25 protein-coding genes and 1 pseudogene are annotated in these 26,626 nt (G+C 68.0%); 16 read left to right on the forward strand and 10 right to left on the reverse strand.

The window, feature by feature from the left end:
• Window positions 1-19: 19 nt before the first annotated feature.
• Window positions 20-550, forward strand: coding sequence for a DUF3558 family protein (locus IBX18_RS10915; RefSeq protein WP_194833557.1), 531 nt, complete (start codon window positions 20-22; stop codon window positions 548-550).
• Here the strand turns inward: IBX18_RS10915 and IBX18_RS10920 are convergent.
• The 6 genes from IBX18_RS10920 to IBX18_RS10945 all read right to left on the reverse strand — a co-directional run bounded on the left by IBX18_RS10920 (window position 547) and on the right by IBX18_RS10945 (window position 5,541).
• Window positions 547-2,268, reverse strand: a complete 1,722-nt coding sequence (locus IBX18_RS10920) for an urease subunit alpha (protein WP_194833558.1) — start codon at window positions 2,266-2,268, stop codon at window positions 547-549. The two genes, IBX18_RS10915 and IBX18_RS10920, sit on opposite strands and share 4 nt — an antisense overlap.
• A 100-nt stretch (window positions 2,269-2,368) precedes the next feature.
• Entirely contained in the window at window positions 2,369-2,686 is a 318-nt protein-coding gene (locus IBX18_RS10925; RefSeq protein ID WP_194833559.1) for an urease subunit beta, read from the reverse strand.
• 50 nt (window positions 2,687-2,736) lie between these two features.
• Window positions 2,737-3,039, reverse strand: a complete 303-nt coding sequence (locus tag IBX18_RS10930) for an urease subunit gamma (protein ID WP_107656465.1) — start codon at window positions 3,037-3,039, stop codon at window positions 2,737-2,739.
• 82 nt (window positions 3,040-3,121) lie between these two features.
• The gene (locus IBX18_RS10935) at window positions 3,122-3,511 is read right to left on the reverse strand and encodes a PaaI family thioesterase (protein WP_373889180.1); all 390 of its coding nucleotides are present in this window, start codon (window positions 3,509-3,511) and stop codon (window positions 3,122-3,124) included.
• 100 nt (window positions 3,512-3,611) lie between these two features.
• Window positions 3,612-4,427: a carbonic anhydrase gene (locus tag IBX18_RS10940; RefSeq protein ID WP_194833561.1), complete on the reverse strand. Its 816-nt coding sequence runs from the start codon at window positions 4,425-4,427 to the stop codon at window positions 3,612-3,614.
• A gap of 403 nt (window positions 4,428-4,830) precedes the next feature.
• A complete protein-coding gene (locus tag IBX18_RS10945) occupies window positions 4,831-5,541 on the reverse strand; it encodes a hypothetical protein (RefSeq protein ID WP_194833562.1) in 711 nt (236 codons plus the stop codon).
• Between the two features lie 107 nt (window positions 5,542-5,648).
• Here IBX18_RS10945 and IBX18_RS10950 point away from each other — a divergent pair, with 107 nt between their 5' ends.
• The 14 genes from IBX18_RS10950 (at window position 5,649) to IBX18_RS11015 (ending at window position 22,761) form a co-directional block, all read left to right on the forward strand.
• Window positions 5,649-6,695 (forward strand): iron ABC transporter permease, encoded by a 1,047-nt coding sequence (locus IBX18_RS10950; protein ID WP_194833563.1) that lies wholly within the window; start codon window positions 5,649-5,651, stop codon window positions 6,693-6,695.
• Window positions 6,692-7,780 carry an iron chelate uptake ABC transporter family permease subunit gene (locus IBX18_RS10955; protein ID WP_194833564.1) on the forward strand — a complete coding sequence of 363 codons (1,089 nt, stop codon included), beginning with the start codon at window positions 6,692-6,694 and terminating at the stop codon, window positions 7,778-7,780. The genes IBX18_RS10950 and IBX18_RS10955 overlap by 4 nt, the downstream gene beginning before the upstream one ends.
• Complete coding sequence (locus IBX18_RS10960) at window positions 7,777-8,646, forward strand: ABC transporter ATP-binding protein (protein ID WP_194833565.1); 870 nt, start codon at window positions 7,777-7,779, stop codon at window positions 8,644-8,646. Before IBX18_RS10955 ends, IBX18_RS10960 begins: the two co-directional genes overlap by 4 nt.
• A 78-nt stretch (window positions 8,647-8,724) precedes the next feature.
• On the forward strand, window positions 8,725-9,114 hold the full coding sequence (locus IBX18_RS10965; protein WP_107656458.1) for a BlaI/MecI/CopY family transcriptional regulator: 390 nt from the start codon (window positions 8,725-8,727) through the stop codon (window positions 9,112-9,114).
• Window positions 9,115-9,154: 40 nt separating this feature from the next.
• Window positions 9,155-10,093: a M56 family metallopeptidase gene (locus tag IBX18_RS10970; RefSeq protein WP_107656457.1), complete on the forward strand. Its 939-nt coding sequence runs from the start codon at window positions 9,155-9,157 to the stop codon at window positions 10,091-10,093.
• Between the two features lie 185 nt (window positions 10,094-10,278).
• On the forward strand, window positions 10,279-11,802 hold the full coding sequence (locus tag IBX18_RS10975) for a DEAD/DEAH box helicase (protein ID WP_194833762.1): 1,524 nt from the start codon (window positions 10,279-10,281) through the stop codon (window positions 11,800-11,802).
• 279 nt (window positions 11,803-12,081) lie between these two features.
• Window positions 12,082-12,927 carry a DMT family transporter gene (locus tag IBX18_RS10980; protein WP_194833566.1) on the forward strand — a complete coding sequence of 282 codons (846 nt, stop codon included), beginning with the start codon at window positions 12,082-12,084 and terminating at the stop codon, window positions 12,925-12,927.
• 9 nt (window positions 12,928-12,936) lie between these two features.
• A complete protein-coding gene (locus tag IBX18_RS10985; RefSeq protein ID WP_194833567.1) occupies window positions 12,937-13,521 on the forward strand; it encodes a hypothetical protein in 585 nt (194 codons plus the stop codon).
• Window positions 13,522-14,581: 1,060 nt separating this feature from the next.
• Window positions 14,582-16,018, forward strand: coding sequence for a GuaB1 family IMP dehydrogenase-related protein (locus IBX18_RS10990; RefSeq protein ID WP_194833568.1), 1,437 nt, complete (start codon window positions 14,582-14,584; stop codon window positions 16,016-16,018).
• A gap of 240 nt (window positions 16,019-16,258) precedes the next feature.
• Complete coding sequence (locus IBX18_RS10995; protein ID WP_194833569.1) at window positions 16,259-17,665, forward strand: hemolysin family protein; 1,407 nt, start codon at window positions 16,259-16,261, stop codon at window positions 17,663-17,665.
• Window positions 17,658-18,722 carry a hemolysin family protein gene (locus IBX18_RS11000; protein WP_194833570.1) on the forward strand — a complete coding sequence of 355 codons (1,065 nt, stop codon included), beginning with the start codon at window positions 17,658-17,660 and terminating at the stop codon, window positions 18,720-18,722. Before IBX18_RS10995 ends, IBX18_RS11000 begins: the two co-directional genes overlap by 8 nt.
• On the forward strand, window positions 18,719-19,621 hold the full coding sequence (locus tag IBX18_RS11005) for a 3-methyladenine DNA glycosylase (protein WP_228540642.1): 903 nt from the start codon (window positions 18,719-18,721) through the stop codon (window positions 19,619-19,621). Before IBX18_RS11000 ends, IBX18_RS11005 begins: the two co-directional genes overlap by 4 nt.
• Window positions 19,622-20,525: 904 nt before the next feature.
• Window positions 20,526-22,100, forward strand: a complete 1,575-nt coding sequence (locus IBX18_RS11010; RefSeq protein WP_194833571.1) for an LVIVD repeat-containing protein — start codon at window positions 20,526-20,528, stop codon at window positions 22,098-22,100.
• Window position 22,101: 1 nt separating this feature from the next.
• Window positions 22,102-22,761 (forward strand): DUF305 domain-containing protein, encoded by a 660-nt coding sequence (locus IBX18_RS11015; RefSeq protein WP_194833572.1) that lies wholly within the window; start codon window positions 22,102-22,104, stop codon window positions 22,759-22,761.
• 98 nt (window positions 22,762-22,859) lie between these two features.
• On the opposite strand, the gene IBX18_RS11020 is transcribed toward IBX18_RS11015, so the two are convergent.
• Complete coding sequence (locus IBX18_RS11020; RefSeq protein WP_194833573.1) at window positions 22,860-23,618, reverse strand: NAD(P)H-dependent oxidoreductase; 759 nt, start codon at window positions 23,616-23,618, stop codon at window positions 22,860-22,862.
• Window positions 23,619-23,782: 164 nt separating this feature from the next.
• Between IBX18_RS11020 and IBX18_RS11025 the strand changes: the two genes are divergently transcribed.
• Entirely contained in the window at window positions 23,783-24,541 is a 759-nt protein-coding gene (locus IBX18_RS11025; RefSeq protein ID WP_194833574.1) for an SDR family NAD(P)-dependent oxidoreductase, read from the forward strand.
• A gap of 79 nt (window positions 24,542-24,620) precedes the next feature.
• Here IBX18_RS11025 and IBX18_RS42020 read toward each other — a convergent pair whose 3' ends face one another.
• From IBX18_RS42020 to IBX18_RS11035, 3 genes and pseudogenes are all read right to left on the reverse strand, one after another.
• On the reverse strand, window positions 24,621-25,184 hold the full coding sequence (locus IBX18_RS42020; protein WP_228540643.1) for an endonuclease domain-containing protein: 564 nt from the start codon (window positions 25,182-25,184) through the stop codon (window positions 24,621-24,623).
• A 249-nt stretch (window positions 25,185-25,433) separates the two neighbouring features.
• Window positions 25,434-25,535, reverse strand: a pseudogene (locus IBX18_RS43400) (hypothetical protein); the annotation flags it as partial.
• A 263-nt stretch (window positions 25,536-25,798) separates the two neighbouring features.
• Window positions 25,799-26,362, reverse strand: coding sequence for a hypothetical protein (locus IBX18_RS11035; RefSeq protein ID WP_194833576.1), 564 nt, complete (start codon window positions 26,360-26,362; stop codon window positions 25,799-25,801).
• Between the last annotated feature and the right edge of the window lie 264 nt (window positions 26,363-26,626).

The raw sequence follows: 26,626 nt of genomic DNA on the forward strand, positions 1-26,626 counted from the left end.
ATCCAGAAAGGGAGCGGTGATGACTCCGTTCTCTGCCCGCAATGCCGGATTCGCCGTGCTCGCCTTGGCCGGGTTGGTGACGGGATGCAGCAGCACCAGCATCCCGGACGCCGCCCCCGCGGCGCCCGCCGGTCCGTTCGCCGACTGTGCGCCGGTGACCACCCAGCAGCTCAGCGACGCCGTCCATGCCGACAGCTTGACCGCCCATCGCACCGCGCAGGCCTGCTTCTGGGAGGCGCAGGTGGGTGACGGCGACGCGGGTATCAGCTTCACCTTCTCCGCGCAGGACTCGCTCCAGCAGCTGTGGGACCGCGCCAGAGCCGGCGGCTTCCGGACCGAGCACATGGTGATCACCAAGCAGGCCCTCGGCACGGTCACCGCGACCGCGTTCTACGTGCGCAACCCGCACGATCCCGGCGACTGCGCGGTCGTCGCCGCGTCCAACGGCGCCATCACCTGGCGGGTCCAGAACCGTTCGCGCACAACACCACTCGACCCCTGCGCGGCTGCCTTGCAGCTGGCCACGCTGATGGTCGACCTCTCCCCCTAGAACAGGAAATAGCGCTGTGCCATCGGAAGTTCGGTGGCGGGCTGCTCGGTCCAGACCTCGCCGTCGATGCGCACGGTGAAGGTGTCCGGGTCGACCTCGATGCGCGGCATGGCGTCGTTGTGCGGCATGTCGGTCTTCTGGCGATCGCGAACGTTCTTGACCGGAGCCAGCTTTCGGTTGATCCGCAGCCGGTCGGCGAGCCCGTCGTCGATCGCCTGCTCGGAGACGAAGTGCAGGGAGGTCGCGGCCGCCACGAGCGGGGCGGCACCGAACATGGGACGCGGCAGCACCGGCTGCGGGGTCGGAATGGAAGCGTTGGCATCGCCCATCGCGGCCCAGGCGATGGCGCCGCCCTTGAGCACCGCGTGCGGGCGGACACCGAAGAAGGCAGGCTCCCACAGCACCAGGTCGGCGAGCTTGCCGACCTCCACCGACCCGATCTCGTGGTCGAGACCGTGCGCGACGGCCGGGCAGATGGTGTATTTGGCGATGTAGCGCTGCACCCGGGCGTTGTCGGCGGCACCGTCGCCGGGCAGCGCGCCACGGCGGCGCTTCATCACGTGCGCGGTCTGCCAGGTGCGCATGACCACCTCACCGATGCGGCCCATGGCCTGGGAATCGCTGCCGATCATCGAGATCGCGCCGAGGTCGTGCAGCAGGTCCTCGGCGGCGATGGTGGACGGGCGGATCCGGCTCTCCGCGAACGCGAGGTCCTCGGGGATGGACGCGCTCAGGTGATGGCACACCATCAGCATGTCGAGATGCTCGTCGAGGGTGTTCACCGTGTGCGGGCGAGTGGGGTTGGTCGAACTCGGCAGCACGTTGAGATGCGCTGCGACAGTGATGATGTCGGGCGCGTGGCCGCCGCCCGCGCCCTCGGTGTGATAAGCGTGGATGCCGCGGCCCGCGATGGCGCCGAGGGTGTCCTCGACGAAACCGGCCTCGTTCAACGTGTCCGAGTGCAGGGCCACCTGGACGCCCGCCGCGTCGGCGACGGTCAGGCAGGCGTCGATCGCGGCCGGGGTGGAGCCCCAGTCCTCGTGCAGCTTGAAACCTGCTGCGCCGCCGCGCAACTGCTCCCACATGGCGTCGGCGCTGACCGTGTTGCCCTTGCCGAGCAGCACGATGTTCAGCGGCCAGCCGTCGGTGGCCTCCAGCATCCTGGCCAGATGCCAGGAACCGGGCGTGACGGTGGTCGCCTTGCTGCCCTCGGCCGGGCCGGTGCCGCCACCGATCAGCGTGGTGATGCCGCCGCCGAGGGCCTCGTCCATCAGCTGCGGACAAATGAAGTGCACGTGGCAGTCGATGGCGCCCGCGGTGAGGATGCGGCCGTTGCCCGCGATGATCTCGGTGGACGGGCCGACGACCAGGTCGGGGTGCACCCCGTCCATGGTGTCGGGGTTGCCCGCCTTGCCGATGCCGCAGATGCGGCCGTCCCGAATTCCGATGTCGGCCTTGATGATGCCCCAGTGGTCGATGATCACCGCGCCGGTGATCACCGTGTCCGGGGCACCGTCGGCGCGGGTCGCGCGGGACTGGCCCATGGATTCGCGCAGCACCTTGCCGCCGCCGAAGACGGCTTCGTCGCCCGCGAGTCCCGGTCCGCCGCTGCGGTCTTCGGTGATCTCGACGAAGAGATCGGTGTCGGCCAGCCGAATTCGGTCGCCGGTGGTCGGCCCGAACAGCTCCGCATACCGTGCGCGGCTCAACTCACTCATAGTGCCCCCTCCGGGTCGCCGCACACTTTTTGATTTCCCGCACCGAAAATCGCATGCGATTTCGTGTGCGGGAAATCAGAAGTCGTGCGGCTACGCTTGCTCACTGCGGATCGTCCAGGTGACCGGGGGCCGGGAAGGTGATGCCGTGGACCTCGCGGGTGCCGCCGATGGGGACCAGCGAAACGCGTTGCCCTAGACCGGGTTCGAAACGCACGGCGGTGCCGGCCGGAATGTCGAGCCGGTGGCCGTGCGCGGCTTCGCGGTCGAACCGCAGCGCGGCATTGGACTGCGGGAAGTGCACATGGCTGCCGACCTGCACCGGCCGGTCGCCGGTGTTGACCACGTCGAGTTCGATCCGGACGGCACCGGCGTTCAGCTCGATAGTGCCCTCGGCACAGTGATATTCACCGGGAATCATGCCGCGCGCACCCGGCCATCGGCTTCGCGTCGTTGTCTCATGCGGCGCTCCTAGCCGATCGGATGGTGGACGGTGACCAGCTTGGTGCCGTCGGGGAAGGTGGCCTCGACCTGGACGTCGTGGATCATCTCCGGCACACCCTCCATCACATCGGCGCGGGTGAGAACCGTTCGCCCCGAAGACATCAGCTCGGCCACCGAGCGACCGTCCCTGGCGCCTTCGAGCACGTGGTCGCTGATCAGCGCGACGGCTTCGGGATGGTTGAGCTTGAGCCCGCGCGCCTGCCTGCGCCGGGCCAGCTCGGCCGCGTAGCTCAACAGCAGCCGTTCCTGCTCGTGCGGCGACAGTCGCATTCGGGTTCCTCACCGGGTCGGGGTGGTCGGGGTGACGGTCATTCTGGCACGCCCGTCCCGGCGGTGCGGGACGAGCGCCTGGTCAGTCCCTGGCAGGCAGGTTCTGCAGCCGGACTTGGCCGCGCGCGACCACCCGCTCCTGCTCGTCGGTGATCACCACCTGCCACAGCTGTTGCAACCGGCCGCGGTGGACCGGGGTCGCCTCGCCGTAGAGGGTGCCGTCGCGGACCGCGCGCAGGAAATCGGTGTTGTTGTTCACCCCGACGACCGTGCCCTTGCCGCCGTACCAGATCCCGCCCGCGACACTGGCGAGCGTCTCGATGACGGTGCAGTAGACGCCGCCGTTCTGGATGCCCGCAGGCTGGTACAGGTGCGGTTTGACGGTCCACTCGCCGCGCACCCGGTCCGGGCTCAGCTCGGTGTATTGCAGGCCGATCAGGTCGCTGAACGTGCCTTCGCTGGCCTCGGTCATCTGTTCCGGCGTGATGGTCGCGAGCCAGTCCGCCGCCGGCTTCTCCTGATCTGTCATGTGGTCCACTTTTGCACAGCGGTGTGCACCGATTACCGCTGGCTCACCCGCCCGCCAGCGTGACCGGTCGTCCGTTCAGCGGCTGGGTGGGGCGGTTGCTGTGCGGGAACAATGCTCGGAACCGATCCACGCCTGCGGTGGCGACCGGCACCGGGTGTTCGAGCACGGTCCACGAGACGCCCTCGCTGCACGGTGGCGTGGTGAGCGAGCCTTGGTAGCGGAACTGGTCGAGGTCCGGGGGCAGGAGCGCGCGCAAGTCGGTCGGGGTGTCGATGATCGTCTCGGTGTCCACCGTTGTCGGTGCGGTGGAAAGGATTTGGTCGAACGAGGACGGCTCGTCCACCTCTTCGAGCAGTACGCCGAGCACCGCGAGCTTGCCCGCGCTGCTCTTGTGCACCAGGTGCAATTCCATGGCCGTGCCGCTGCCGTCGACGGTGTGTTCGCTCGGCAGGTGGAAGTGGAACTGCGTGAGCTCGTGCGCCACTCCCCCGGCGACGAGGCGATTTCCGTTGCCCGCCTGCAGGTTCGCCTGCACGGTATGTCCGTTGTCGACCAGCCGCAGCGTCGGCACCGAGCCGTAGTCGAGGGTGATGTGCTCGGCCGGGTCGAGCCGAGTATGGCTCGGTAGATCGATGGGCGACTGTTCGTGGCCGCTGCCACAAGTGAGGTAGTCGTGATCCAAATCGGCCCAGTGGTCGGGACCTTCGGCGTCATAGTCCCAATGCGGTGCGGCATGCGCGGCCGCGCTGACCGGAACCTGACTGCGCGATTTCGGCTCATCGCCACAGGCGGCGAGCAGCAGAGCCGTCGCGGCCGAGGCCGCGGCGACGGAACGGAAACGGGATGGTTCGGCGAGCACCCGGCACACTCCTCGGTACAGGATGAGCGACGGCGAGAACGTTTGCCGAACAAGGCAAACGGGCGTCGGCGACTCGGCAGCGGTGCGGCGGCGGTCGCACCGAAGGTCGGCGACACGGCATCGGACAGCTCGGCGATGCGACGGTTTCCGACCCGCCGTTCTGTCCGAAATGCGACGAATCACCCAGGGGTTCAGGGGATTTCGCTTCCGTGTCGGCGTCACAGTAGACCCGCGAAATCGCGGCACGCCAGGAAACGGAAAAGCGAGATAGGTCACATCTGGACAAAGCGAAGGGCTCCACCCCTAGGGGTGGAGCCCTTCGCGGCAATGGATCGGGGGTCACCGCAGCCCTCGGGACTCTCGACCAATCCTTACGCCGGTTATGAGTATAGGTCAGGCTTACCTAACTTAGCAAGGCCGTCGCGCGGCGAACCGGTAATCCACGCTGCTCCAAGGCCGCCAAGAGCCCTTGACCGCGGCGCGTGCCGATCACGGCGTCGGTGCCGGCCAGGTCCGGCACGTACGTCGAAGCGCCCGCGATGGATTCACCGACCAGCAACCAGAATCGGCGCGCGCTCAGCCCGGAGTAGCGGGCCATGCTCGACTGGATCAGCGTCAGCGAGGGCTCGCAGCGATGCGCGAGCCAGACATACATCGCGCCCTCGCACGGCAGGCTCACCACACCCGGCTCCTCGGCCAGCGGGTCGCCGTCGAGCACGCGAATGGTGGTGTCGCCCAGCCCGGCCCAGTCGATGCCACCATCGTTGTCGGTGTGGATCCACAGGTTCTCCAGGCCCGGATCCCAGGCCCGCCCCTCGGCCACCAGCAGCGCGATCACCCGGCCGACCACCGCGTGGATCAGCGCGGTCGCCACCACCTCGGCCGCGACATCGGCGCGGATCATCTCCGCGGCGTGCCTGCGATACATCCGTTCGATGCGACCTTCGCGCACCCCGTCGGCGAGCCGCCACCATCGGCGCTTGCCCTGCTCGACCATCGCCGCCACCGCATACACACGCGGATGCTCGGGCTGCAGCGCGCGCAGCCTGTCACACGTGCGATCGAACGCCAGGTACGTATGGCGCGGCGGGCAGGTGGTCATGAGCTCGGGCATTGAACCTCCTCGAGGATTGGCCGTAGCGGTGCGTACCGCAAGATAGGTTAGGCTTACCAGACCAACCAGTACTCTGCTACAACGAATCTCAGGAGTAGTTCGTCACCGTGACCACGCTCGGCAACACACGGCGGCGTCGCCTGACCGGCCTGCTCGTCCTGACCGCACTGCTCCTGCTCGCCTTGGTTGCCAGCATCGCGATCGGCACCAGGTCGCTCGCGCCGGGCACCGTCTACGACGCGCTGCACAACGCACTGACCTGTCCTGGTGGACCGTTCAGTTGCCCGGCCGGTTCCACCGCCGAGGAAATCGTACGTGGACTTCGGCTCCCGCGCACGGCACTGGCGCTGGCCACCGGACTCGCCCTGGGCATGGCGGGCGCGCTGATCCAGGGTTACACGCGCAACCCGCTCGCCGATGCGGGACTCCTTGGCCTCAACTCCGGCGCGGCATTTCTCGCGGCACTGAGCATCTACCTGTTCGCGTTCACCTCGCCGGAGCAGTACATCTGGTTCGCCTTCGCCGGAGCGCTGATCGCCGGGGTGGTGGTGTTCAGCGCCTCGGCCATCGGCGGCGGCAAGGCGAGCCCGTTGAGCCTGGTGCTGGCCGGCGCGGCAGTCACCGCATTTTTGCAGGCGATGACGAATGCCATTGTGCTGCTGGATCCCGCGGCGCTCGATACCTACCGGTTCTGGGTCGTCGGCACCGTCGCGGGCCGCGACGCCTCGGTGTTATGGCAGGTACTGCCATTCCTGGCCCTCGGCCTGCTGCTCGCCCTCATCGCATCCCCCGGCCTGAACCTGCTCAGCCTCGGCGACGACGTGGCGCGCGGGCTCGGCGTGAACATCGGCCGCAGCCGCGCACTCGGACTGGCCGCGATCGTGCTGCTGTCCGGCGCGTCGACCGCGGCGGTCGGCCCGATCGCATTCCTCGGCCTCGTGGTGCCGCACCTGTCCCGGGTAATCACCGGGCCGGATTACCGCTGGCTGGTCCCGTACTCCGGATTGTTCGGCGCGCTGCTGCTGCTGATCGCCGACATCGTCGGCCGCGTCGTGGCCAAACCGGGTGAGCTGCAGGTGGGCGTGATGCTGGCCGCGGTCGGTGCGCCGTTCTTCATCGCGTTCGTCCGTCGTCGGAAGTTGGTGAGCCTGTGACACTGTCGCTGAAGACCGAGAGCGCACGGCCCGCGCTGCGGGTCGGGCCCGCCTCGGTGGTGTTGCGTCCGGTGATGGTGCTCGTCATTCTGGCACTTGCCGCGCTGCTGGTGCTGTGCTTCTGCCTGGACATCGCCACCGGCGAATCGCACATCCCGCTCGGCCGGGTGATCGACGTGCTGACCGGCGGCGGAACCCGAGCCCAGCGGTTCATCGTGCTCGATTCCCGGCTGCCGCGGGCGCTCACCGCGCTGGTGGTCGGGGCGGCGCTCGGGCTCGCGGGGGCGATCACCCAATCCATCCTGCACAACCCGCTCGCCGCGCCGGACATGCTCGGCATCACCAGCGGCGCCAGCCTCGGCGCCGTCGCGGTGGTGGTGCTCGGCGGCGGGGGCACCGGGCTGCTCGCCACCTTCGGCGCGCCACTGGCCGCGCTGGCCGGCGGTCTGCTCACCGCCGTGGCGATCTATCTCCTGGCCTGGGGCCGCAGTCCGACCGGCGACCGGGGCGTCACGGGTTTGCGCCTGGTCCTGATCGGCGTCGGCATGAACGCCTTGCTGCTGGCCGGCATCAGCTGGTTGCTCACCCGCGCCACGCTGCAAGACGCCCAGCGAGCCCAGTTGTGGCTCAACGGATCTCTGAACAACGCCGATCGATCCGGTTTGCTCCCAGCGACATTGGCGCTGGCCGTGGTGGTGGTCGTCGCGCTCGGCTCGGCCCGCACCTTGGCCGCGCTGCGGCTCGGCGCCGACACCACCCGGTCGCTGGGTGTGCGTATCCAAACCCAGCAGGGCATCCTGATCGGCGCGGCGGTGGTCGGCGCCTCGGTGGCGACCGCGGCCGTCGGGCCGGTGAGTTTCGTCGCGCTGTCCGCGCCGCAGATCGCGCGGCGGCTGCTGCGCACCCCCGGCGAACCGCTGATCGGGTCGGCGCTCACCGGTGCCATCCTGGTGGTCGGCGCGGATGTCGCGTCGCGCTCGATCTTCCCGGCCGACCTGCCGGTGGGCATCGTGACCGCGGCGTTCGGCGGACCGTTCCTGCTCTACCTGCTCGTGCGAATGAATCGGAAGGCGACGCTGTCATGACCACAGACGCTGCGACCACCGCGGAATCGGTGCCCACCCGGCTCGCCGCCGACGACGTCACGCTCGCCTACGGCGACCGGGTGATCATCGACGGGCTGACCCTCGACATCGCGCCCGGCGTGATCACCACCGTGATCGGACCCAACGGCTGCGGCAAATCCACCCTGCTGCGCTCGCTCGGCCGGCTGCTCCGCCCGCAAGAGGGCCGAGTGTTGTTGGACGGCAAGTCTATTTCGACGATGAAGACCAAGGACGTGGCCAGGGTGATCGGCATGCTGCCGCAGTCACCGGTCGCGCCGGAGGGACTGACCGTCGCCGATCTCGTCGCGCGCGGGCGTCATCCGCATCAGTCGTGGTTCCGGCAGTGGTCGGCCGCCGACGAGGACGAGGTGATGACCGCGCTCGCGCAGACCGGCATCGCCGACCTGGCCGACCGCGCCCTCGACGAGCTCTCCGGCGGACAACGCCAGCGGGCCTGGATCTCCATGGCGCTGGCCCAGGGCACCGACATCCTGCTGCTCGACGAGCCGACCACCTATCTCGATCTGGCGCACGCGGTGGACGTGCTCGACCTGGTCGACCGGTTGCACGCCGAGCTCGGCCGCACCGTGGTGATGGTGTTGCACGACCTCAATCTGGCGATCCGCTACAGCGATGAGCTGATCGTCATGCGCGAAGGTCGCATCGTCGCGCAGGGCAAGCCCGCCGACATCATCGACGTCGCTTTGCTGCGCGAGGTTTTCGACCTCGACGCCTCGGTTCTGGAAGATCCGGTGTCCGGTCGGCCGATGGTGGTGCCGATCGGAACACGCCATGTTCTCGGCAAGGCAGGCGGGCCCGTCATGCCCGAATCCACCGCCATATGACAAATACCACACCAGCTATTCCATAGTTACGACACCCTGTAGTACGCATGCGCGTCGTTGAGTCCGTAAAATTGTGGAATGGCAGGACTTGGTGAACTCGAGAAAGCGGTCATGGACCAGTTGTGGTCGACCGACGAACCGCAGACAGTCCGGCAGGTGCACGAGGCATTGGCCGCACGCCGCGAGCTCGCGTACACCACGGTGATGACGGTGCTGCAACGACTCGCGAAGAAGAACCTCGTGGTCCAGCAGCGCGACGACCGTGCGCATCGCTACGCGCCCGTGCACAGCAGGGACGAATTGGTCGCCAGCCTCATGGTGGACGCACTGCAACAGGCCGACGCCGCGGGCAGCCGCGCCGCCGCGCTGGTGCACTTCGTGGAACAGGTCGGAAAGGATGAGGCTGCCGCACTTCGCGAAGCACTCGCTAAGCTCGAAGCGAACGAGGACACACCGCCCCCGCAGTAGACTCCTCGCGACCTTGCCCCCAACGCAGTGAGCTGAGTCGATGAACGCAACCGCGCCGGTATTCGCCGGACTCGCATTGCTTCTCGCGGGGCCTGCCCCGGCCTTGCTCAGCCGGGCGACCTGGACATACCGGACGCCCCGCGCTGCGCTCGTGCTCTGGCAGGCCATCGCGCTCGCCGCCGTGCTCAGCGCGTTCGGCTCCGGTTTGGCCATCGCCGCCGAACTGCTGGTGCCCGGACCCGACGGCAGGCCGACCACCGCACCCACCCGCGAGATCGACGCGCTCGGGTTACCGCTGTGGCTGGCCTACGTGTTCGTGTTCGCGCTGACGCTGCTGGTCGGCGCGCGGTTGTGTTACGCGATCGTCCGGGTCGGGGTGCACACCCGGCGCAGGCGGGCCAGGCACCGGATGCTCGTCGACCTGCTCGATCAGAGCGGTCCGCGCCGCCGCGCTTCCGATATCCGGGTGCTCGCCGCGACCGAACCGATCGCCTACTGCCTGCCCGGGCTCCGCCAGCGCGTCGTGATCAGCGAAGGCACCCTGACAAACCTGGACGACGCGGAGATCACCGCGATCGTCAGCCACGAACGCTCACATCTGCGCGCCAGGCACGACCTGGTGCTCGAGGCGTTCACCGCTGTGCACGAAGCGTTTCCGCGATTCGTGCGAAGCAAGGCCGCGCTGGGCTCGGTGAAGCTACTCATCGAACTGCTCGCCGACGACTCCGCGGTGAAGGTGACCGGGCCGAAGCCACTGGCGCGCGCGCTCGTCGCCTGCTCGAAGTCCACCGCGCCCCAGGGTGCGCTCGCCGCGGGCGGGCCGACCACCCTGATTCGGATCCAGCGGCTCACCGGGCGGATCGGTGACGTTCGGGTTGCCACCGCCGCGTATCTAGGCTCGGCCGCCATTCTCGTCGTGCCGACCATGGCCGTCGCGGTGCCGTGGCTGGTGGAGCTCGAACGCCTGTTCCGCGGTTAGCGGATCGTAGGACGTATCCTGGACACTTGGCCTGCTACTCGGCCGGCATCGTCTCTTCGCGCTGTTGTTCTCCCGTAGCGCGCACCGCCCCACCTACAACGCGTTTTCCGAGCACGTCCTACGAAAGGCACACAGCACCCGTGACCCCCTCGACACCCGTCGCCGCGGCGCCCTCCGTGACCTTCATGGACCTGGGGCTGCCCGCCGTGCTCGTGCAGGCACTGCGCAACGACGGCATCGAGGCACCGTTTCCCATCCAAGCCGCCGCGGTGCCGGATGCGTTGGCGGGCAAGGATGTGCTCGGCCGCGGCCCGACCGGGTCCGGCAAGACGCTCGCGTTCGGGCTGCCCATGCTGACCCGGCTGGCCAGCGGGTCGACCAAGCCGGGACGGCCGCGCGGGTTGGTGCTGGTGCCCACCCGCGAACTGGCCGCGCAGATCGAACGCGCGCTGGACGGGCCCGCGCTCGCGATGGGGCTGCGGGTCGCGTCGGTGGTCGGTGGCGCGCCGATCCGGCGCCAGGCCGAGCGGCTCGCGCGCGGTGTCGATCTGCTCATCGCCACACCCGGGCGACTGTCCGATCTGATCGCGCAGGGTTCGGCCGGGCTGTCCGATGTGCGGATCACCGCGCTGGACGAGGCCGATCACATGGCCGACATGGGGTTCCTGCCGCAGGTCACCAAGCTGCTCGACCAGACACCGAAAGACGGTCAGCGCCTGCTGTTCTCAGCCACGCTGGACGGCGAGGTGGACAAGCTCGTCAAGCGCTACCTCCGCTCCCCCGTCACCCACTCCACCGCGCCCGCGTCCGCGTCGGTCACCACCATGACGCACCACCTGCTCTTCGTGCGGGACAAGCTGGCCAAGCGATCCGTGGCCGCCGAGATCGCGGCGCGCGACGGGCTGACCATCATGTTCGTGCGCACCAAGCATGGTGCGGACCGGCTGGCCAAGCAGTTGCGCGGGGCAGGGGTCGCGGCGGGTGCGTTGCACGGTGGTAAGGCGCAGAACAACCGGACGCGCACGCTGGCGGCGTTCGCGGACGGGTCGATTCCGGTGCTGGTCACCACTGATGTCGCGGCCCGCGGTATCCACGTCGACAACATTTCGCTTGTGGTGCACGTTGATCCGCCCGCGGAGTCCAAGGCTTATCTGCATCGCGCCGGGCGGACCGCGCGGGCGGGTGAGGACGGAGTGGTCGTCACGCTGGTGATGGACGAGGAACGTCGCGAGGTCGAGGCGATGACTCGTAAGGCGGGCGTCGAAATCGTGGGCATCGATGTGCGGCCCGGCGATCGTCGGCTGATCGAGATCACCGGGGCGCGGCAGCCTTCTGGCGTTCCGGTCGCCGCGCCCGCACCGCCCAAGCAGCCTGTGGCGGAGCGTAATTCGGGGACTGGTCGGCGACGCTCCGGAGCCGGGCGGCGGTCGGGTGAGACGCGCGGCGGGGGTGCGCCGGTGCGGGCGGAGCATGCTGCGGCCGATCGGCGCAAGGATGGTTCGGCGAAAGGATCGTCGCGCGATCAGGGTTCGAAGGGCCGGTCCAATGCGGGTGGCGCGGGCGGGCGCGCTGCGGGTTCATCGAGTGGCACTGGGTCGAGCGTGCGTGGGGCCGGCTCGGCGAAAGTCGGGGGTGGCGCGGGCGGACGTGGGCGCGGGTCCGGGACCGGCTCGGCGAAAGCGCCGGGTAGCTCGGGCGGTCGCGGATAGCTCGGGCGGTCGCGGGCCGCCCAGGTGACCTCGGATAACTCGGGTGATCGCGGGCACCTCAGGTGAGCTCGGGCAGCTCGCGTGGTCGCGGGCAGCTCAACAACGGTCGCGGACGGTGAGCGCGCGTGGGGGCCGGCTCGGCCAAAAGTCGGGGGCGGCGCGGGCGTGGGTCAGGCTCAGCTGGACTACCGGCGGCGACACGCCCGGGAATGCGCGGCGACGCGCCGTGCACCCGGAGCGCTCGCTGAGGACTCGCAACCGTGGGGCAAACTGACGGTTGTGACCAACCATCCGGTGGGTGCTGTGGCTTGTGCACTGCTGGCGGCGTTGTTCTTCGCGGTGGCTGCGGTTGCGCAGCAACAGGCGGCGGCTGCGGTTCCCGAGGGTGATTCGCTCGTCCGGGCACTGCTGCGCAGCCCGCGCTGGTGGGCCGGGATAGCCGGCGATGTCGGTGGTTACGCGATGCAGGTCGCCGCGCTCGCGTTGGGCGCGGTGCTGCTGGTGCAGCCGATTCTGGTGAGCGCGTTGGTGTTCGCGCTGCCACTGGCGGCCAAACTCAACGGCCGTCGCATCAGCGCACGCACCTGGGCGGCCGCTCTCGCGCTCACCGCAGCCCTGGCCTGTTTCCTCCTCGTCGGCAATCCCTCCGCCGGCAATACCGATGCGCCCCTACATCATTGGCTGCTGCCGCTAGCCGTCCTGGCCGTGCTCATCGGCGCAGCCACGATCATCGGCCTCCGCAGCGCCACCCCCGGCCGCCGCGCCCTCCTCCTCGGTGCCGCGAGCGGTTCGCTCTACGGCGTCGCCGCCGCCCTCACCTCCTACGTCACCACACTGTTCGAACACGGCCTCACGGATGTACTCGGCAGCTGGCAGACCTGGACCCTCGCCGCCGTCGGAATCACCGGCGTCTACCTGCAGCAACGAGCATTCCAAGTCGGCCCCCTCGCCGCGTCCCTGCCCGCGGTCACCATCGCCGAACCCCTCGCCGCCGCCTTCATCGGCGTCACCGTCCTCGACGAACGCTTCCGCACCAACACCTTCGGACTCGTCGTCACCGCCCTCGCGGTGGTCGTCATGTGCGCCACCACAATCCGTCTATCGAGTGCCCAAGCCGCCGCCTGATCCGGCATCATGAGTAGCGGGCTGTCAGCGATAGCCGAGGATCAGGGGGAACGCATGCAAGGGTTTCTGGTTGCCGCGCTCGGGGCCTTCGTCGGCGGGTTGGCCGGTTTCCTGTCCTCGCTGCTGCTGACCCGGCAGGAAAGACGAGCCACCATCACCAGTGAGCTCATGGCCACGTTCTTCTCGGATGCGTTTCTCGCGCATCGTATTTCGATCTCCGACCTCTGGTACAAATTCAGGGCCGGTGAGGTAGCGGCCGAGGATATCGCCGGTGGGTTCTGGTTCCCCGGCGTCTCCCCGCACTACATCGGGGACACCTTCGGCACCCTCAACACCCATCAGCACCTCACGGCCTACATCGGCTTCATCGTGCGACTCGATCACGAGATGACGCACCGCCGGCTGCATCGAGACGAGATCCGTAGCGCATTCGGGATGCAGTTGCACTACGCCGACGAACTGCTCACCCGAGTCGCACAGGCGACAGCCGCGCAAGCCGAGCGCCACAACGCGCTCGCACCCGCGTGGATCGAAGCGGTGCAGCGCGTCCACGATGCCCTAGTCGTCTCGACCACCTCGATGAACCGCCGCTGAATCCGGTCCGCCGCGCACACAACGCCTGCCCCTTCGGTGTACTGGATACGCGACCTTGCACGCCGCACCTTCTCTCGGGATCCACACTGTCTCTGGGCGCCCTAGTGGGTGCGGATCCCAAGTAAGAGTGCGACAGTCGGGACGCGCCTCCGCCGGGCCGTAACCGCCGCGCTGTGGCCGCCGGGCCGTAACCGCCGCGCTGTGGCCGCCAGGCAGTGGTCGCCGGACCGTGGCCGCCGCACCCTCTCTCGGGATCCGGACTCTCTGGGCGCCCCTAGTGGGTGCGGATCCCGAGTAGGAGTGCGGCTATCGGGACGTGCTTTCGTCGGGCCGCGGGCTGTAGCCGACGGGCCGTAACCGCCGGGGCGTGGCCGCCGCGCCGTGGCCGCCGGCTGGTGGCCGCCGGGCTGTAGCCGCCAGCGTCGTAGCCGCCGCACCCTCTCTCGGGATCCGCACTGTCTCTGGGCGCCCTAGTGGGTGCGAATCCCGAGTAAGAGTGCGGCTGTCGGGTCGCGCCTTCGCCGGGCCGCCAGGCCCTAGCCGCCGCGCTGTGGCCGTCGGGCAGTGGTCGCCGGACCGTGGCCGCCGGGGAGGTGGCCGCCAGGCTGTAGCCACCGGGCCCTAGCCGCCGCACCGTCTCTCGGGATCCGCACTGTCTCTGGACGTCCCTAGTGGGTGCGGATCCCGAGTAAGAGTGCGGCTATCGGGACGCGCCTTCACCGGGCCGCCGGGCAGCGGTCGCCGGGTCGTGGCCGCCGCACCCTCCCGAGTAAGAGTGCGGCTATCGAGACGCGCCTTCACCGGGCCGCCACGCCCTAGCCGCCGGGCCGTGGCCGTCGCACTTTAGCCCCCGGGGTGTGATCGCCGGGCTGCGGTCGCGGCAGGCAGTCTGTTTCGCAATGCGCACGCCGGGACGTTGCGGACGACGGCCGCAGGCGGCTCAGCGATATGGGTTCCGCCGTCCTCGCAGCCAGCGTGCCCGCACCACCCTGTGACCTTCATCTCCGCCGAGTGCTGGAGAATTGCGCGCTACCGACCGGACTTGGTTATCATCGGTTAAGTGCAGTTTCTCCCTGGCCATCAGCCGCCGTATGACCTGACCTACGACGACCTCTTCCTCGTCCCTAATCGGACGGATGTCGCCTCACGGTTCGATGTCGACCTCTCCACCGTCGACGGGTCCGGCACCACCATTCCCATCGTCGTGGCCAATATGACCGCGGTCGCGGGTCGTCGGATGGCCGAGACGGTGGCCCGCCGCGGCGGCATCGTGGTGCTTCCGCAGGATCTGCCGATCAGCGCGGCCGCCGACACCATCGCGTTCGTCAAGAGCCGCTCGCTCACCGCCGACACCCCGGTCACCCTCGACCCGGAACGTTCGGTGTCCGAGGCCGTCGCCCTGATGCACAAGCGCGCCCACGGCGCCGTCATCGTGATCGACGCGGGCCGCCCGGTCGGCGTCGTCACCGAGGCGTCCTGCACCGATGTGGACCGGTTCGCCCGGCTGCGCGACGTCGCGGTCACCGATTTCGTGCAGGCCCCCGCCAGCACCTCCCCGCGCGACATCTTCGAACTGCTCGAAGCCAAGCACGCCCAGCTCGCGGTGCTCACCGCCGAGGACGGCACGCTGGCCGGCGTGATGACCCGTACCGGCGCGGTCCGTGCAGGCATCTACCAGCCGGCCGTCGACAACCAGAGCCAGTTGCGCGTCGCCGCCGCGGTCGGCATCAACGGTGACGTGGTCGCCAAGGCCAAGGCCCTGGTCGACGCGGGCGCCGACGTGCTGGTGATGGACACCGCGCACGGCCACCAGGCCAAGATGCTCGAATCTCTCAGCGCCGTACGCGATCTCGGCCTCGGCGTGCCGCTGGTGGCGGGTAATGTGGTGTCCGCGCAGGGCACTCGCGATCTGGCCGCCGCGGGCGCGGACATCATCAAGGTCGGTGTCGGCCCCGGCGCCATGTGCACCACTCGCATGATGACCGGTGTCGGTCGCCCGCAGTTCTCCGCGGTCGCCGAATGTGCCGCTGCCGCCAAGGAACTCGGCGTGCACATCTGGGCCGACGGCGGCGTGCGGCACCCGCGCGACGTCGCTCTGGCGCTGGCCGCGGGCGCGTCCAACGTGATGATCGGCTCGTGGTTCGCAGGCACCTACGAATCCCCCGGCGACCTGCGCCTGGACCGCGACGGCAACGCCTACAAGGAGAGCTTCGGCATGGCGTCCAAGCGCGCCGTCGCGGCCCGCACCGCCACCGACAGCGCCTTCGACCGGGCTCGCAAGGCCTTGTTCGAGGAGGGCATCTCCAGCTCGCGCATGCGCCTGGACCCCGAGCGCCCCGGTGTGGAGGACCTCATCGACCACATTTGCTCCGGCGTGCGCAGCGCGTGCACCTACGCGGGTGCCCGCAGCCTGGCCGAGTTGCACGACAAGGCGGTGCTCGGCGTGCAGTCGGCCGCCGGTTTCGCCGAGGGACGCCCGCTGCCCAGCGGTTGGTGAGACACGCCGACACGGCACGACCACCGGCCCACGCGACTCGACGCGTGGGCCGGTAACATAGTGGTTGCCGGTCTCCGGCATTACATCTTCGGCTTGCGAAAGGATCCAGTTGTCACCCGCGTCCGAGGGCGCAGCACAGGAGGGCTCCTCTACCGAGCCGGGTGACAAACCCGGCGTCCTCCTTCCCCCAGCCCCATTCCCCACCGTGCAGTTCCCAGTCCCGTTCGGCGGGTGCTGACGATGTCCGTCGCACTCACGGTGCTCAGCCTGCTGGGGTTCGTCGCTCTCACGGCAGGCACCGCCCTCTTCGTCGCCGCCGAATTCTCGCTCACCGCGCTGGAACGCAGCACCGTAGAAGCGCATGCGCGCGACGGTGACGTTCGCGCCAGGATGGTCCGCCAAGCCCATCGGACGCTGTCGTTCCAGCTGTCCGGCGCCCAGCTCGGCATCACCATCACCACCCTGATCACCGGTTACATCGCCGAGCCCGTGCTCGCCCGGCTGCTGGATCCGCTGTTCACCGGAGTCGGGCTGAGCGACACCGCCGCCCGGGGCATCTCGCTCGCCCTCGCCCTGGTGCTGGCCACCTCGCTGTCGATGATCTACGGCGAGCTGGTGCCGAAGAACATCGCCATCGCCAAGCCGCTGGCCACCGCGCGCACCACGGCGCCGCCGATGGTCGCGTTCTCTGTGATCTTCAAGTGGCTGATCCATTTCCTCAACAACACGGCCAACTGGGTCGTCCGCAGGCTCGGTGTCGAGCCGGCCGAGGAACTGCGTTCGGCGCGGTCGCCGCAGGAACTCGGGTCGCTGGTGCGCACGTCCGCGCTGCGCGGCTCGCTGGACCAGCGCACAGCCCTGGTGATCGACCGGTCGCTGCAGTTCGGCGAGCGCAGCGCCGAGGAACTGATGACGCCGCGGGTGAAGATCGAGGCGCTCGACAAGCTGGACACCATCGCCGACCTCATCGACGCCGCCCGCCGCACCGGTTACTCCCGCTTCCCGGTGATCGACGGCGACCTGGACAACACCCTGGGTGTCGTGCACGTCAAGCAGGCGTTCACCCATCCCGCGAACGTGCGCCGCACCATCCCGCTGCAGATGCTGGCCCACCCGGTGCCGATCGTGCCCGCCAGCCTGGACGGCGACGAGGTGCTCGAACGAATCCGCGCCGACGGCATGCAGGTCGCGCTGGTCGTCGACGAGTACGGCGGCACCGCGGGCATCGTCACGATGGAGGACATCATCGAGGAGATCCTCGGCGACGTCCGCGACGAGCACGACGAGGAAGAACTCGACGTGCGCCGGGTAGCCGACGGCTGGGACTGCTCCGGCCTGCTGCGCATCGACGAGGTCTCCCGCGCCACCGGATACGACGCTCCCGAAGGCGAATACGAGACCCTCGGCGGACTCGTGCTCACCCGGCTCGGACGTATCCCGGAGGCCGGTGACGAGGTCGTGCTGCCCAATCCCCGTTCCCAGCAATGGTCTTCGGGCGACCAGCCGAGCACCGGCGGCTGGATCGCGCGAGTAGAGCGCATGGACGGTCGCCGGATCGACCGGGTCCGGCTGCTTCCGGTCGCCCCCGACGACCTCGCGTTCCGGCAGCTGCAAGCCGAACCAGAGCAGGAGCACAGCCATGGGTGACCTCTTCGGTGTCCTGCTCACCGTGGTGCTGCTCGCCAGCAACGGCTTCTTCGTCGCCGCCGAATTCGCCCTGATCTCCGCGCGCCGCGATCGCCTGGAAGCGCTCGCCGCCCAGGGAAAGCGCAACGCCGACATCGTGATTCGGGCGGGCGAGAATCTGTCGATGATGCTCGCCGCCGCCCAGCTCGGCATCACCATCTGCTCGATCCTGCTCGGCCGCGTCGGCGAACCCGCGGTGGCCCACCTGCTGGAGGGGCCGTTCGATTTCCTCGGCATGCCCGAGCAGCTGCTGCATCCGGTGGCCTTCGCCATCGCCCTCGCCATCGTGGTGGTGCTGCACATCCTGTTCGGCGAGATGATCCCCAAGAACATCGCGCTGGCCGGGCCGGAACGCAGTGCGCTGCTGCTTGTTCCGGTGCACCTGATGTGGTTGCGGGTGGCCCGGCCACTCATCGCCTTCTACAACCTCTGCGCGAATCTCACGCTGCGGATGTTCCGGATCGAGCCGAAGGACGAGCTGCAGGCGACCGTCTCCTCGGTGGAGCTCGCCGAGATGATCGGCGAGTCGCGCTCGGAGGGCCTGCTCGACGAGGAGGAACACCGCAGGCTCACCCAGGCGCTGGGCACCAGTGATCGGGTGGTCGCCGATGTGATGGTGTCGCTGGCGACGACCAGAACAGTTCCGTTGCGCGGCAACGGAACCACGCTCGGTGACATCGAAAGCGCAGTCGCCGAGACCGGATTCTCCCGCTACCCCGTGCGCGCGAGCGACGGGTCGCTGGTCGGCTACATGCACGTGAAAGACGTGCTGGACAAGGTCGCCGACGAGAACGCGGGGCCGACGACGCCCATCCCGCGCACCGACATTCGGCCGTTGCCGACGTTGAGCGTGCACACACCGCTGTACGAAGCGCTGGCCAGGTTGCGCCGGACGAACAGTCACCTGGGTCGCGTCGTCGATGCGCGCGGTAACACCACCGGCATTGTCGCGCTGGAGGATCTGGTGGAAGAGTTCGTCGGCACCGTCCGCGACGGGACGCACCGGATCGTCGAATGAGCGGGTCGGAAGTCGCTGTCCTAGCCGAAACGCAGTGGCGGGCAAAGGCGGCGGAGCATCTGGATCGGGTGGATCGATTGGTCGGCCCGTATGTCGAACGGCGGGCTTCGGGGTCGTCGCATCCGGTGATCGACTTCCTGTTCACCTATTACGGGCACAAGCCTGCCCAGTTGCGGCGCTGGCATCCGGGGTTCGGCGTCGGACTGGCGGGAGCTCGCGAATACGACGGTGCGCGTGGATACCACCGGCTCGAGGCGGATTCTTCCGTGATTTTCACGGCGGACCCCGGTTATCTCGCGCGCCGTCGCGACACCATTCAGTTCATCGCGAACCTGTTGCGCGCCACCGCATCCCGGCCCGCACAGCTGTCCTGCTTCGGGTTGCACGAATGGGCGATGGTGTATCGCACCGACGACGTCAGACATCAGCAGGTGCCGCTGCGACTGGGCCGGTCCGGCACCGACGAGGTCGTCGAGTCGATGTCGCTGCGCTGCACGCATTTCGACGCGTTCCGGTTCTTCACGCCCGACGCGGTGGGCCGCAATATCGAGCCGCTGACCCGTGCCGATCAGGTCAGCCGGGAACAGCCCGGGTGCCTGCACGCGAATATGGATCTGTACAAGTGGGGTTTCAAGCTGGTCCCGCTGATCCCATCCGCGCTGATTCTGGACTGCTTCGAATTAGCCTGTGCGGCACGTGAACTCGATATGCGTGCCAGTCCCTACGATCTGGCCGAGTACGGGTATGAACCGGTGCGCATCGAAACACCCTCCGGGCGTGCGGAATACGTGCGGTCACAGTCTGCGTTGGCGGAGCGATCGGCGGAGTTGCGTGGGGTACTGCTCGAGGTCTGCGAAGACCTGCTCGCCCATGACGTGGCGACACTTCTTACAGACTGAACCCCGCACAGCGAGTGGCGGCTGACCCCCGCTCGCACTTCCGGCCCTGTCTGTGGCCCGCGCCCCGCTCCTCGCCCCAAGCCCCGGCACCACGCCCGCGCCCCGCACTCGCATTCCACACCCAGCGCCCTTGGCACCGCGCCTCGCGAGAGCGCCCAGCACATCGAAACATCCTCCGGACGTGCGGAATACGCGCGGTCCCAGTCTGCGTTGACGGAGCGATCAGCGGCGTTGCGGCGGACGCGCTGCTCGAGGCCTGCGAAGACCTGCTCGCCCACGACGTGGCGACGCTTCTTGCAGACTGAACCCCGCACAACGAGTAGCCGCTGACCCCCGCTCGCACTTTCCGCGCGCCCGTGTCCCCGCATCTCACCCCGCATCTCGCGCCTCACTACAAGCGTCCCGTGCCCACGCCCAGCTTCCCGAGCCCCCACGCCGCACGCCCCCGCCCCACGTCCCAACTCCGACGGCCCCGAGTCTCACGCCCCGCGTCTCCTCCCACGGCCCCAAGTCCGCGGCCCACGGCCCACCTCCCGCGCCCCACGTGACGCGCCCCGCGTCCTGTGCCCATGTCCTGCACCCCACCTCGCACGCCCAACCTCCCACGGCCCACTTCCCTGCGACCCCAAGTCCGCCGGCCCCACGTCCTGAGTCCCGCCTCGCGCGCGCCGCATCCCATGCCCAGCCACTTATGCCCCGCACCGCCGAGTCCTGCACCCTGCGCCCGCGCCTGAGACGGTCCGCCATGCCGACGACACCTTCCTGACCAGCCAGTTCATCGCATTTCCGCAAAACCCCCCGCATAAGTTAACGGTAATTACTACCATTCAGTCAGTTCCCCGAGCTGTCCCAGTCAGCGGAGGGATGACACAGCAACACCTGATGAAGGTTGGGGAGTCCGACGATGCGCTCATTGGCGAGCCTGCGGCGTTTCAAACCACTGGCCCTGGTCACGGTCGGTCTTGCCGCCGTGTTGATGCTGCCCACCAGCGCATCGGCCGACCTGCAATCCGATATTCAGAACGCGGTCCAGGAGTTCCTGGACGTCGGCCGCACCTCGGTTCCCCGGGCCGACTGCGGGCCGGGCTCGCTACCGGAGAACGGCATGCAGGGCGACGTCACGGCGGCCGACCGAGACAGTGGCCGCAGCACTCAGGGCTATCGCTGCAACATGTCGTTCGTGGGCGGGTTCGCCGGTCGCGGCGCGGGCATCACCTCCACCAGCTTCGAGCACTGCTCCTACATGGGCTCCTTCTTCCCCGGCGACCTGATCAGCGAGGGGCGCGGCGTCCAGGTCGTCGACGCGTCGGATCCCGCGAACCCGCGACCGACCGCCAACCTGACCGAACCCGCGATGCTCGCGGGCACCTGGGAGAGCCTGAAGGTCAACACGGCGCGGAAGCTGCTGGTCGGCACCGGGGTCCCGGTCGGCATGGGCGTCGGCTACCTGTCGGTCTACGACATTTCCGATTGCGCGCATCCGCGGCTGCTCAATCCCGGCCCCGGCACGAATATGCTGATGCCACTGCCGATTACGACGCACGAGGGCGGTTTCTCCCCCGACGGCAACACCTACTGGGCCTCGGGCATCGCGCCTGGCTTCGTCAGCGCGATCGACCTGACGGATCCGGCCAACCCGCATGTCGTCTGGCAGGGCCTGACCGGGATCGAGGCGCACGGCTTCGGTATCAGCGCGGACGGCAACCGGATGTACATCTCCGCGCTCGGCGGCTTCACCGTGCTCGATATCAGCGCGGTGCAGCGCCGCGATCCCAACCCGCAGGTGTCCCATATCGGCCGGGTGTTCTGGACCGACGGCTGGGCGACCCAGCACAGCATTCCGGTGACCTACAACGGCAAGCCCTACCTCTACACCGTCGACGAGGGCGGTTCGGGCGGTGTGAAACTCATCGATATCTCCGACGACACGAATCCGAAGATCGCCGCGAAGATCAAGCTGGAGATCAACCTGCCGCAGAACCTCGACAGCAATATCGGTTCGTCCATGGGCGGTTCGGCCTTCGCTTACGAATCGCACTACTGCACCGCCGACCGCCGGGACAATCCCACGGCTCTGGCCTGCGGCTGGATCTCCTCCGGTATCAGGGTTTTCGATGTACGCGACCCGTTCAACATTCGTGAGATCGCCTACTTCAACCCACCGGCCCGCACCGGTCAAAACCTGAGCCTGTGGAATTCACCGCACGCGCTCGCATCGATCATCGGGGTGCCGTTGATGAGCGCGCCGCCCGCGATTCGCGCGGTGCTGGAGGGGCAGTTCAATCCGTCGGACGCGCTCACTCCGCGTACCGGCAGGCTCGCCTTCGGCGACGTCTCCACCGACTGGTGCCTCTCGCCGCCGGAATGGCGTGGCTCGCAACTGTATGTCACCTGCTCCGACAACGGGTTCATGGTGTTGCAGCTGGAGAACGACGTGTATTCGCCGCCGGCGGACCAAGAGTCGATCGTCGGGTCCTAGCATGCCACGCTGGATGCGCGGCGCCGCGCTCGCCTCGCTGGCCTTCGCGCTACTGGTGCTCGGCGCAGCGCTGCGCCCGCTCGTCCTGCCGGAATCACACACGGCCGCAACGGTTCTCAGTGCCGTCGAGATCGGTTTCGTGCAAGACATGACCGCGCACCATCAGCAGGCGCTGATCATGGCGCAACGCCTCGACCGCACCGTCGATCCGGCGGTGCTGCGGCTGACCCAACAGCTCGACGACACCCAGCGACTGGAGATCGGCACCATGCTCGGCTGGTTGCGTTTGGCCAACGCCTCGCCGCTGCCCGCGCGGCCGATGGCGTGGATGCACACCGATGAGCCTCTGCCGCATCAGCATTCGGCGCCGGTCGCGCTACCCGATGGGAAGAAGTCATCGGATAGCGTGATGCCCGGAATGGCGACCATGGCGGAACTCGATGCGCTCGCCGCCGCGCGCGGCCGTGATGCCGAGATCCTGTTCCTGCAGCTCATGTTTCGCCATCATCAAGGCGGGATTCTGATGGCGCAGGCGGCCGATCACCTGCTGCCGTCCGGGCCGGTGAAGGAGACGGCGCGTTCGATGATCCACGCGCAGGGGCAGGAAGCCGGGCTGATGGGTGTGCTGCTCGCCCAACGAGGTGCGGCGCCGCTGCCCTGAATGCGGCGAGGGCTGCGCAGACCTCGTCGACACTCGGATTGACCAGTTGGTGCCCGTTCGCCAGCACGGTAGGCGTGATCTCGTCCCCGCCGGTCGACTTAATGGGCGATGTGCAGGCCGAATCCGGTGGACCCCAGCGTTTCCCGGCCTGCCACTAATCGAAGGCTTCGGTCATAGTCGCCGCCACCTTGCGGCCGATAGCGGATCGGTTCGAGCTTTTCCAGCTCCGATACCCGGCGACGCAGATCGTCAGCGATCTCACCGAACCGTTCGTCGTCGACCCGAATCGTCCCGTGCACCACGAACGGCGGCAGCACGTCCATGCCGGGGTAATACAGGATGCCGTGCTGAATCGGAAACAACAGATCCTCGATCGGCCCGTTGATCCCCCGATCGGAATAGGACGGTTCTTTCCCGCCGACCGAAACCACCAGCATCGCCCGCCGTCCCGCCAACACCCCCGCACCGTAGCGCGGTATCGCATCACCGCCCGCCCCATAAGCGAACCCGCAGGTGAGAACCCGATCCACCCACCCCTTCATGATCGCGGGCATGCTGAACCACCACAGCGGGAAATGCAGCAGAACAGTGTCGGCCCACAGCAGGTTTTCCTGCTCAGCGCGAATATCAGCGCTCAGCGTTCCATTCCGATAGGCCTCCCCGGAGGCCAACATGAAATTCGACTCCCCCACTGCCCCGAAGTCCTCAACATCGGCCTGCGCTTTCCACCCCATCGCATACAGATCAGTTATCCGGACCTCATGCCCGTCCGCCCGCAACTGTTCCACCGCAACATCTTTCAACGCTCCGGTCAATGAGCCGGGCTCAGGGTGTGCGTACACGACAAGTACGTTCATTCCAGCTTCCGTCACACCCCCCTCGCAACACCCCACCCACCACAGGAATTCCAGGTGTGTTCGTGGGTGCGACGAAACCCGCTCGGAATGCGGGACCGCGGCGCCGTGTTGGCCACGACGGAGGGCCGAAGCCGATGTTCGGCCTACAGGAGAGAGGCACGGCATTGTCCGAGAAGACGTTTGCGGAGCAGCATGTTGTCGTCACCGGTGGTGGAACCGGGATCGGTCGGGCCGCGGCACTCGCGTTCGCCGAGCAGGGTGCGGCCAGCGTGACGATCACCGGTCGCCGCAGCGCGCCCCTCGACGAAGTCGCCGCCCTGCACCCGGCGGTGATCCCCGTGGTTGCCGACGTCGCTACCGAGGAAGGTGCTGAGGCGGTCGCAGCAGCCGTGCACGCCCAAGGCGGCACACTCGACGTACTCGTGCACAACGCAGGCATTTTCGGCACCACCCCGCTCGACGATCTCGACCCCGCCGCCGTCCGTCGGCAGTTCGAGGTCAACGTTTTCGGCCCGATCCTGTTGACCGCCAAAGTACTTCCGCTGCTGCGCTCCCCTGGCGGCAACATCGTCGTGGTCTCCAGCATCTCCGCCCGCCTCGCCGCCCCGACGCAATCGGTGTACTCCGCGAGCAAGGCCGCCGTCGACAGCCTCATCCGCAGCTGGGCAGTAGAACTCGGCCCCAAGGGCATTCGCGTCAACGGCGTCGCCCCCGGAAACGTCCGCACCCCCATCCTCGCCACCAGCGGCATCTCCCCCACCGAAATCGCCGACTGGCGCTCCGGCTACGCCGACACAGCCCCCACCGGCCGAATCGGCGAGGTCACCGACATCACCCCCTGGATCACCCGCCTAGCCGAACCCACCAGCTCCTGGGTAACCGGCGAAATCATCACCGTAGACGGCGGCAGACTCGCCCTGTAGATCCAATCCGACTTGACGCACGGCGCGTGCTCTTGACGCATGCTGCAACCTACGTCAAGAGCATGCTCAGTACGTCAAGTCAGCGGGTGGCTCGGGTTATGGCGTTGCGCCAGCGGGTAGCGGTGGGGTGGAAGGGGTTTAGGTCGGGCCAGGTCCAGCGGAGGACTTGGAGGGTTTGGGAACGGAGGGCGTCTTCGCGGAGTTTTTCTTCGTAGACGGCTTGGGCGGGGGTGGTGTGGGGGCGTAGGAGGCGGGTGTATTTGGCGCGGCCGTCGAATTCGCCGACTATGCCGAATTCGGGGAGGGCGAAGTCGACGCGGGCGATGAAATTGCCTTGGGCGTCGGTTATTACGTGTTGGAGTTCGGGCTCGGGGAGGCCGGCCAGGTGCATGCGGACTCGACTGCGGGATTCGCCGGGGCTTTCGCTGCGGGCATCCATGAAGGCGATCGCCCGTCGGGCTTTTGCAGCTCCAGGTCTGCGCGGCCAGCGGTCCAACGCTTCCAGCAGGTCTTCCGTGGTGAGCCGATAACTGTGCATTGCGGCGTCACCGATGACCACAGCTTCCTCGAACGGCACCGTCCTGGCCAGATCCACCACGGTGCGGGCAGCCGAGAGCACCCGCAACCCGTCGACGATCGTCACCTCCGTCTCGTCGAATGGCGCACTGTGCACATGAAGGCGATCAGTTTTCCTGGACTGCCCACGCGCACAAGTACTTACATGCACCCGCCCCAACTCCACATTCCACAACGGCAACCCCCGCATGATCGCCGACGACTGATGACTCACCACCACGTCACCCCCGAGCCCACTCAACGCAGCCCGCACACCTAATGCAAGCCGCGCCCCACCATCGAGCCGCTCGAACTCCGCCCGCTCGACATAAACCCCCCGACGAACCCGCTCCAACTCGCCCCGCCGCCGCCCCGCCCGCAACTCCCCATCCGAAACCCCTTCCCGCCGAGCATCCCTCCGAAAAATCAACGACTCCATCCCCCCACCCCACCCAACTCCCCCACCAAAAACCACCCCCACCTCCACACATGTGAACAACGCACACTTGACCCACCGAGCCCGTTCTTGACGAAAGCTGCAGCATCAGTCAAGAGCGCGCAACCTACGTCACGTGAAACTGGCTTGCTGACGGTGCAACTGTCTTGCTGACGGTGGCACCGGCGGTAGGTTTTGGGGTTGCCTGCGGGACGGTGAGGGTGCCGACGGTCTCAGCTGTTGGACGGGCTGGGAGGTGCAGCTGCTCAGGACTCTTCGGTGAAGCGGTACCAGTTTCCTTGGAAGGTTTCGTATCCGATGCCGGAGGTGGGGGTGCCGAGGTAGGGCGGGGCGGTGTCGGGGAAGTAGGCGAAACCCTTGGCGGAGTTGGATTCTTCGCCTTGGGTGTAGAAGAGGCAGCCGCCGTCTCGGCGGGTGATGTAGGTGATGGTGTAGACGCCAAGACGGGTGCGGTTGCCGGGGTTGGCGCAGTCGGCGGCTTGGTTCTGGAGGATGTTGCGGGAGAGTTTCCAGCCGGTGGTTTCGGGGACGTCGTACCAGACGAGGGCGACGAAGATGCCGATCACGAGCGGGGCGATGAGGCTGTAGAAGAAGGAGCGGTAGCGGAACAGGCCGAGCAGGGCGAACAGCAGTGCGACCGCGCCGAGGATGCCGATGGCCGACCACAGCACCACCTGGACGGGGAAGGTGCCTTCGGCGGCCAACTGCCAGAACAAGGCTAGGCAGCACAACACGATCAGGGCTGTCAGCAGCCCCATCCAGAGGACGAACCAACTCGGGGTGCGGCGCGTGGTTCCGGGGGTGCTCACGGTGCTCAACATACGGGGGGTATACCCGGATGGACGGCGAAATCCCGTTAACCCAACGGCGTTCAGCACACGCCGGGCAGATTCCTGCACCCAACGCGGGAGGTACCCACTGGAGCTACGCCGGATCGAAGGACGAACACCTCGGCCGGAAAGACTATGGGGGCCAGATTCCCGCGCCGAACGACGCCGGGAGGTACGCACCAGATCTACACCGGGCCGAACAACGAACACCTCGACCGCAAAAACTATGGCGGCCAGGCTCCC

The organism is Nocardia sp. XZ_19_369, assembly GCF_015355715.1.
In the GTDB taxonomy this organism is placed as follows: Bacteria; Actinomycetota; Actinomycetes; order Mycobacteriales; family Mycobacteriaceae; genus Nocardia.

What these genes read in the sequence shown, in the direction of transcription:
- IBX18_RS11020 (WP_194833573.1), bottom strand. Translation starts at nt 23,618, where the DNA reads ATGAACGTACTTGTCGTGTACGCACACCCTGAGCCCGGCTCATTGACC.
- IBX18_RS10995 (WP_194833569.1), top strand. Translation starts at nt 16,259, where the DNA reads ATGTCCGTCGCACTCACGGTGCTCAGCCTGCTGGGGTTCGTCGCTCTC.
- IBX18_RS10945 (WP_194833562.1), bottom strand. Translation starts at nt 5,541, where the DNA reads ATGCCCGAGCTCATGACCACCTGCCCGCCGCGCCATACGTACCTGGCG.
- IBX18_RS11005 (WP_228540642.1), top strand. Translation starts at nt 18,719, where the DNA reads ATGAGCGGGTCGGAAGTCGCTGTCCTAGCCGAAACGCAGTGGCGGGCA.
- IBX18_RS10930 (WP_107656465.1), bottom strand. Translation starts at nt 3,039, where the DNA reads ATGCGACTGTCGCCGCACGAGCAGGAACGGCTGCTGTTGAGCTACGCG.
- IBX18_RS10920 (WP_194833558.1), bottom strand. Translation starts at nt 2,268, where the DNA reads ATGAGTGAGTTGAGCCGCGCACGGTATGCGGAGCTGTTCGGGCCGACC.
- IBX18_RS10970 (WP_107656457.1), top strand. Translation starts at nt 9,155, where the DNA reads ATGAACGCAACCGCGCCGGTATTCGCCGGACTCGCATTGCTTCTCGCG.
- IBX18_RS10965 (WP_107656458.1), top strand. Translation starts at nt 8,725, where the DNA reads ATGGCAGGACTTGGTGAACTCGAGAAAGCGGTCATGGACCAGTTGTGG.
- IBX18_RS11010 (WP_194833571.1), top strand. Translation starts at nt 20,526, where the DNA reads ATGCGCTCATTGGCGAGCCTGCGGCGTTTCAAACCACTGGCCCTGGTC.
- IBX18_RS10935 (WP_373889180.1), bottom strand. Translation starts at nt 3,511, where the DNA reads ATGACCGAGGCCAGCGAAGGCACGTTCAGCGACCTGATCGGCCTGCAA.
- IBX18_RS10960 (WP_194833565.1), top strand. Translation starts at nt 7,777, where the DNA reads ATGACCACAGACGCTGCGACCACCGCGGAATCGGTGCCCACCCGGCTC.
- IBX18_RS11000 (WP_194833570.1), top strand. Translation starts at nt 17,658, where the DNA reads ATGGGTGACCTCTTCGGTGTCCTGCTCACCGTGGTGCTGCTCGCCAGC.
- IBX18_RS10915 (WP_194833557.1), top strand. Translation starts at nt 20, where the DNA reads ATGACTCCGTTCTCTGCCCGCAATGCCGGATTCGCCGTGCTCGCCTTG.
- IBX18_RS10925 (WP_194833559.1), bottom strand. Translation starts at nt 2,686, where the DNA reads ATGATTCCCGGTGAATATCACTGTGCCGAGGGCACTATCGAGCTGAAC.
- IBX18_RS10985 (WP_194833567.1), top strand. Translation starts at nt 12,937, where the DNA reads ATGAGTAGCGGGCTGTCAGCGATAGCCGAGGATCAGGGGGAACGCATG.
- IBX18_RS11015 (WP_194833572.1), top strand. Translation starts at nt 22,102, where the DNA reads ATGCCACGCTGGATGCGCGGCGCCGCGCTCGCCTCGCTGGCCTTCGCG.
- IBX18_RS10975 (WP_194833762.1), top strand. Translation starts at nt 10,279, where the DNA reads ATGGACCTGGGGCTGCCCGCCGTGCTCGTGCAGGCACTGCGCAACGAC.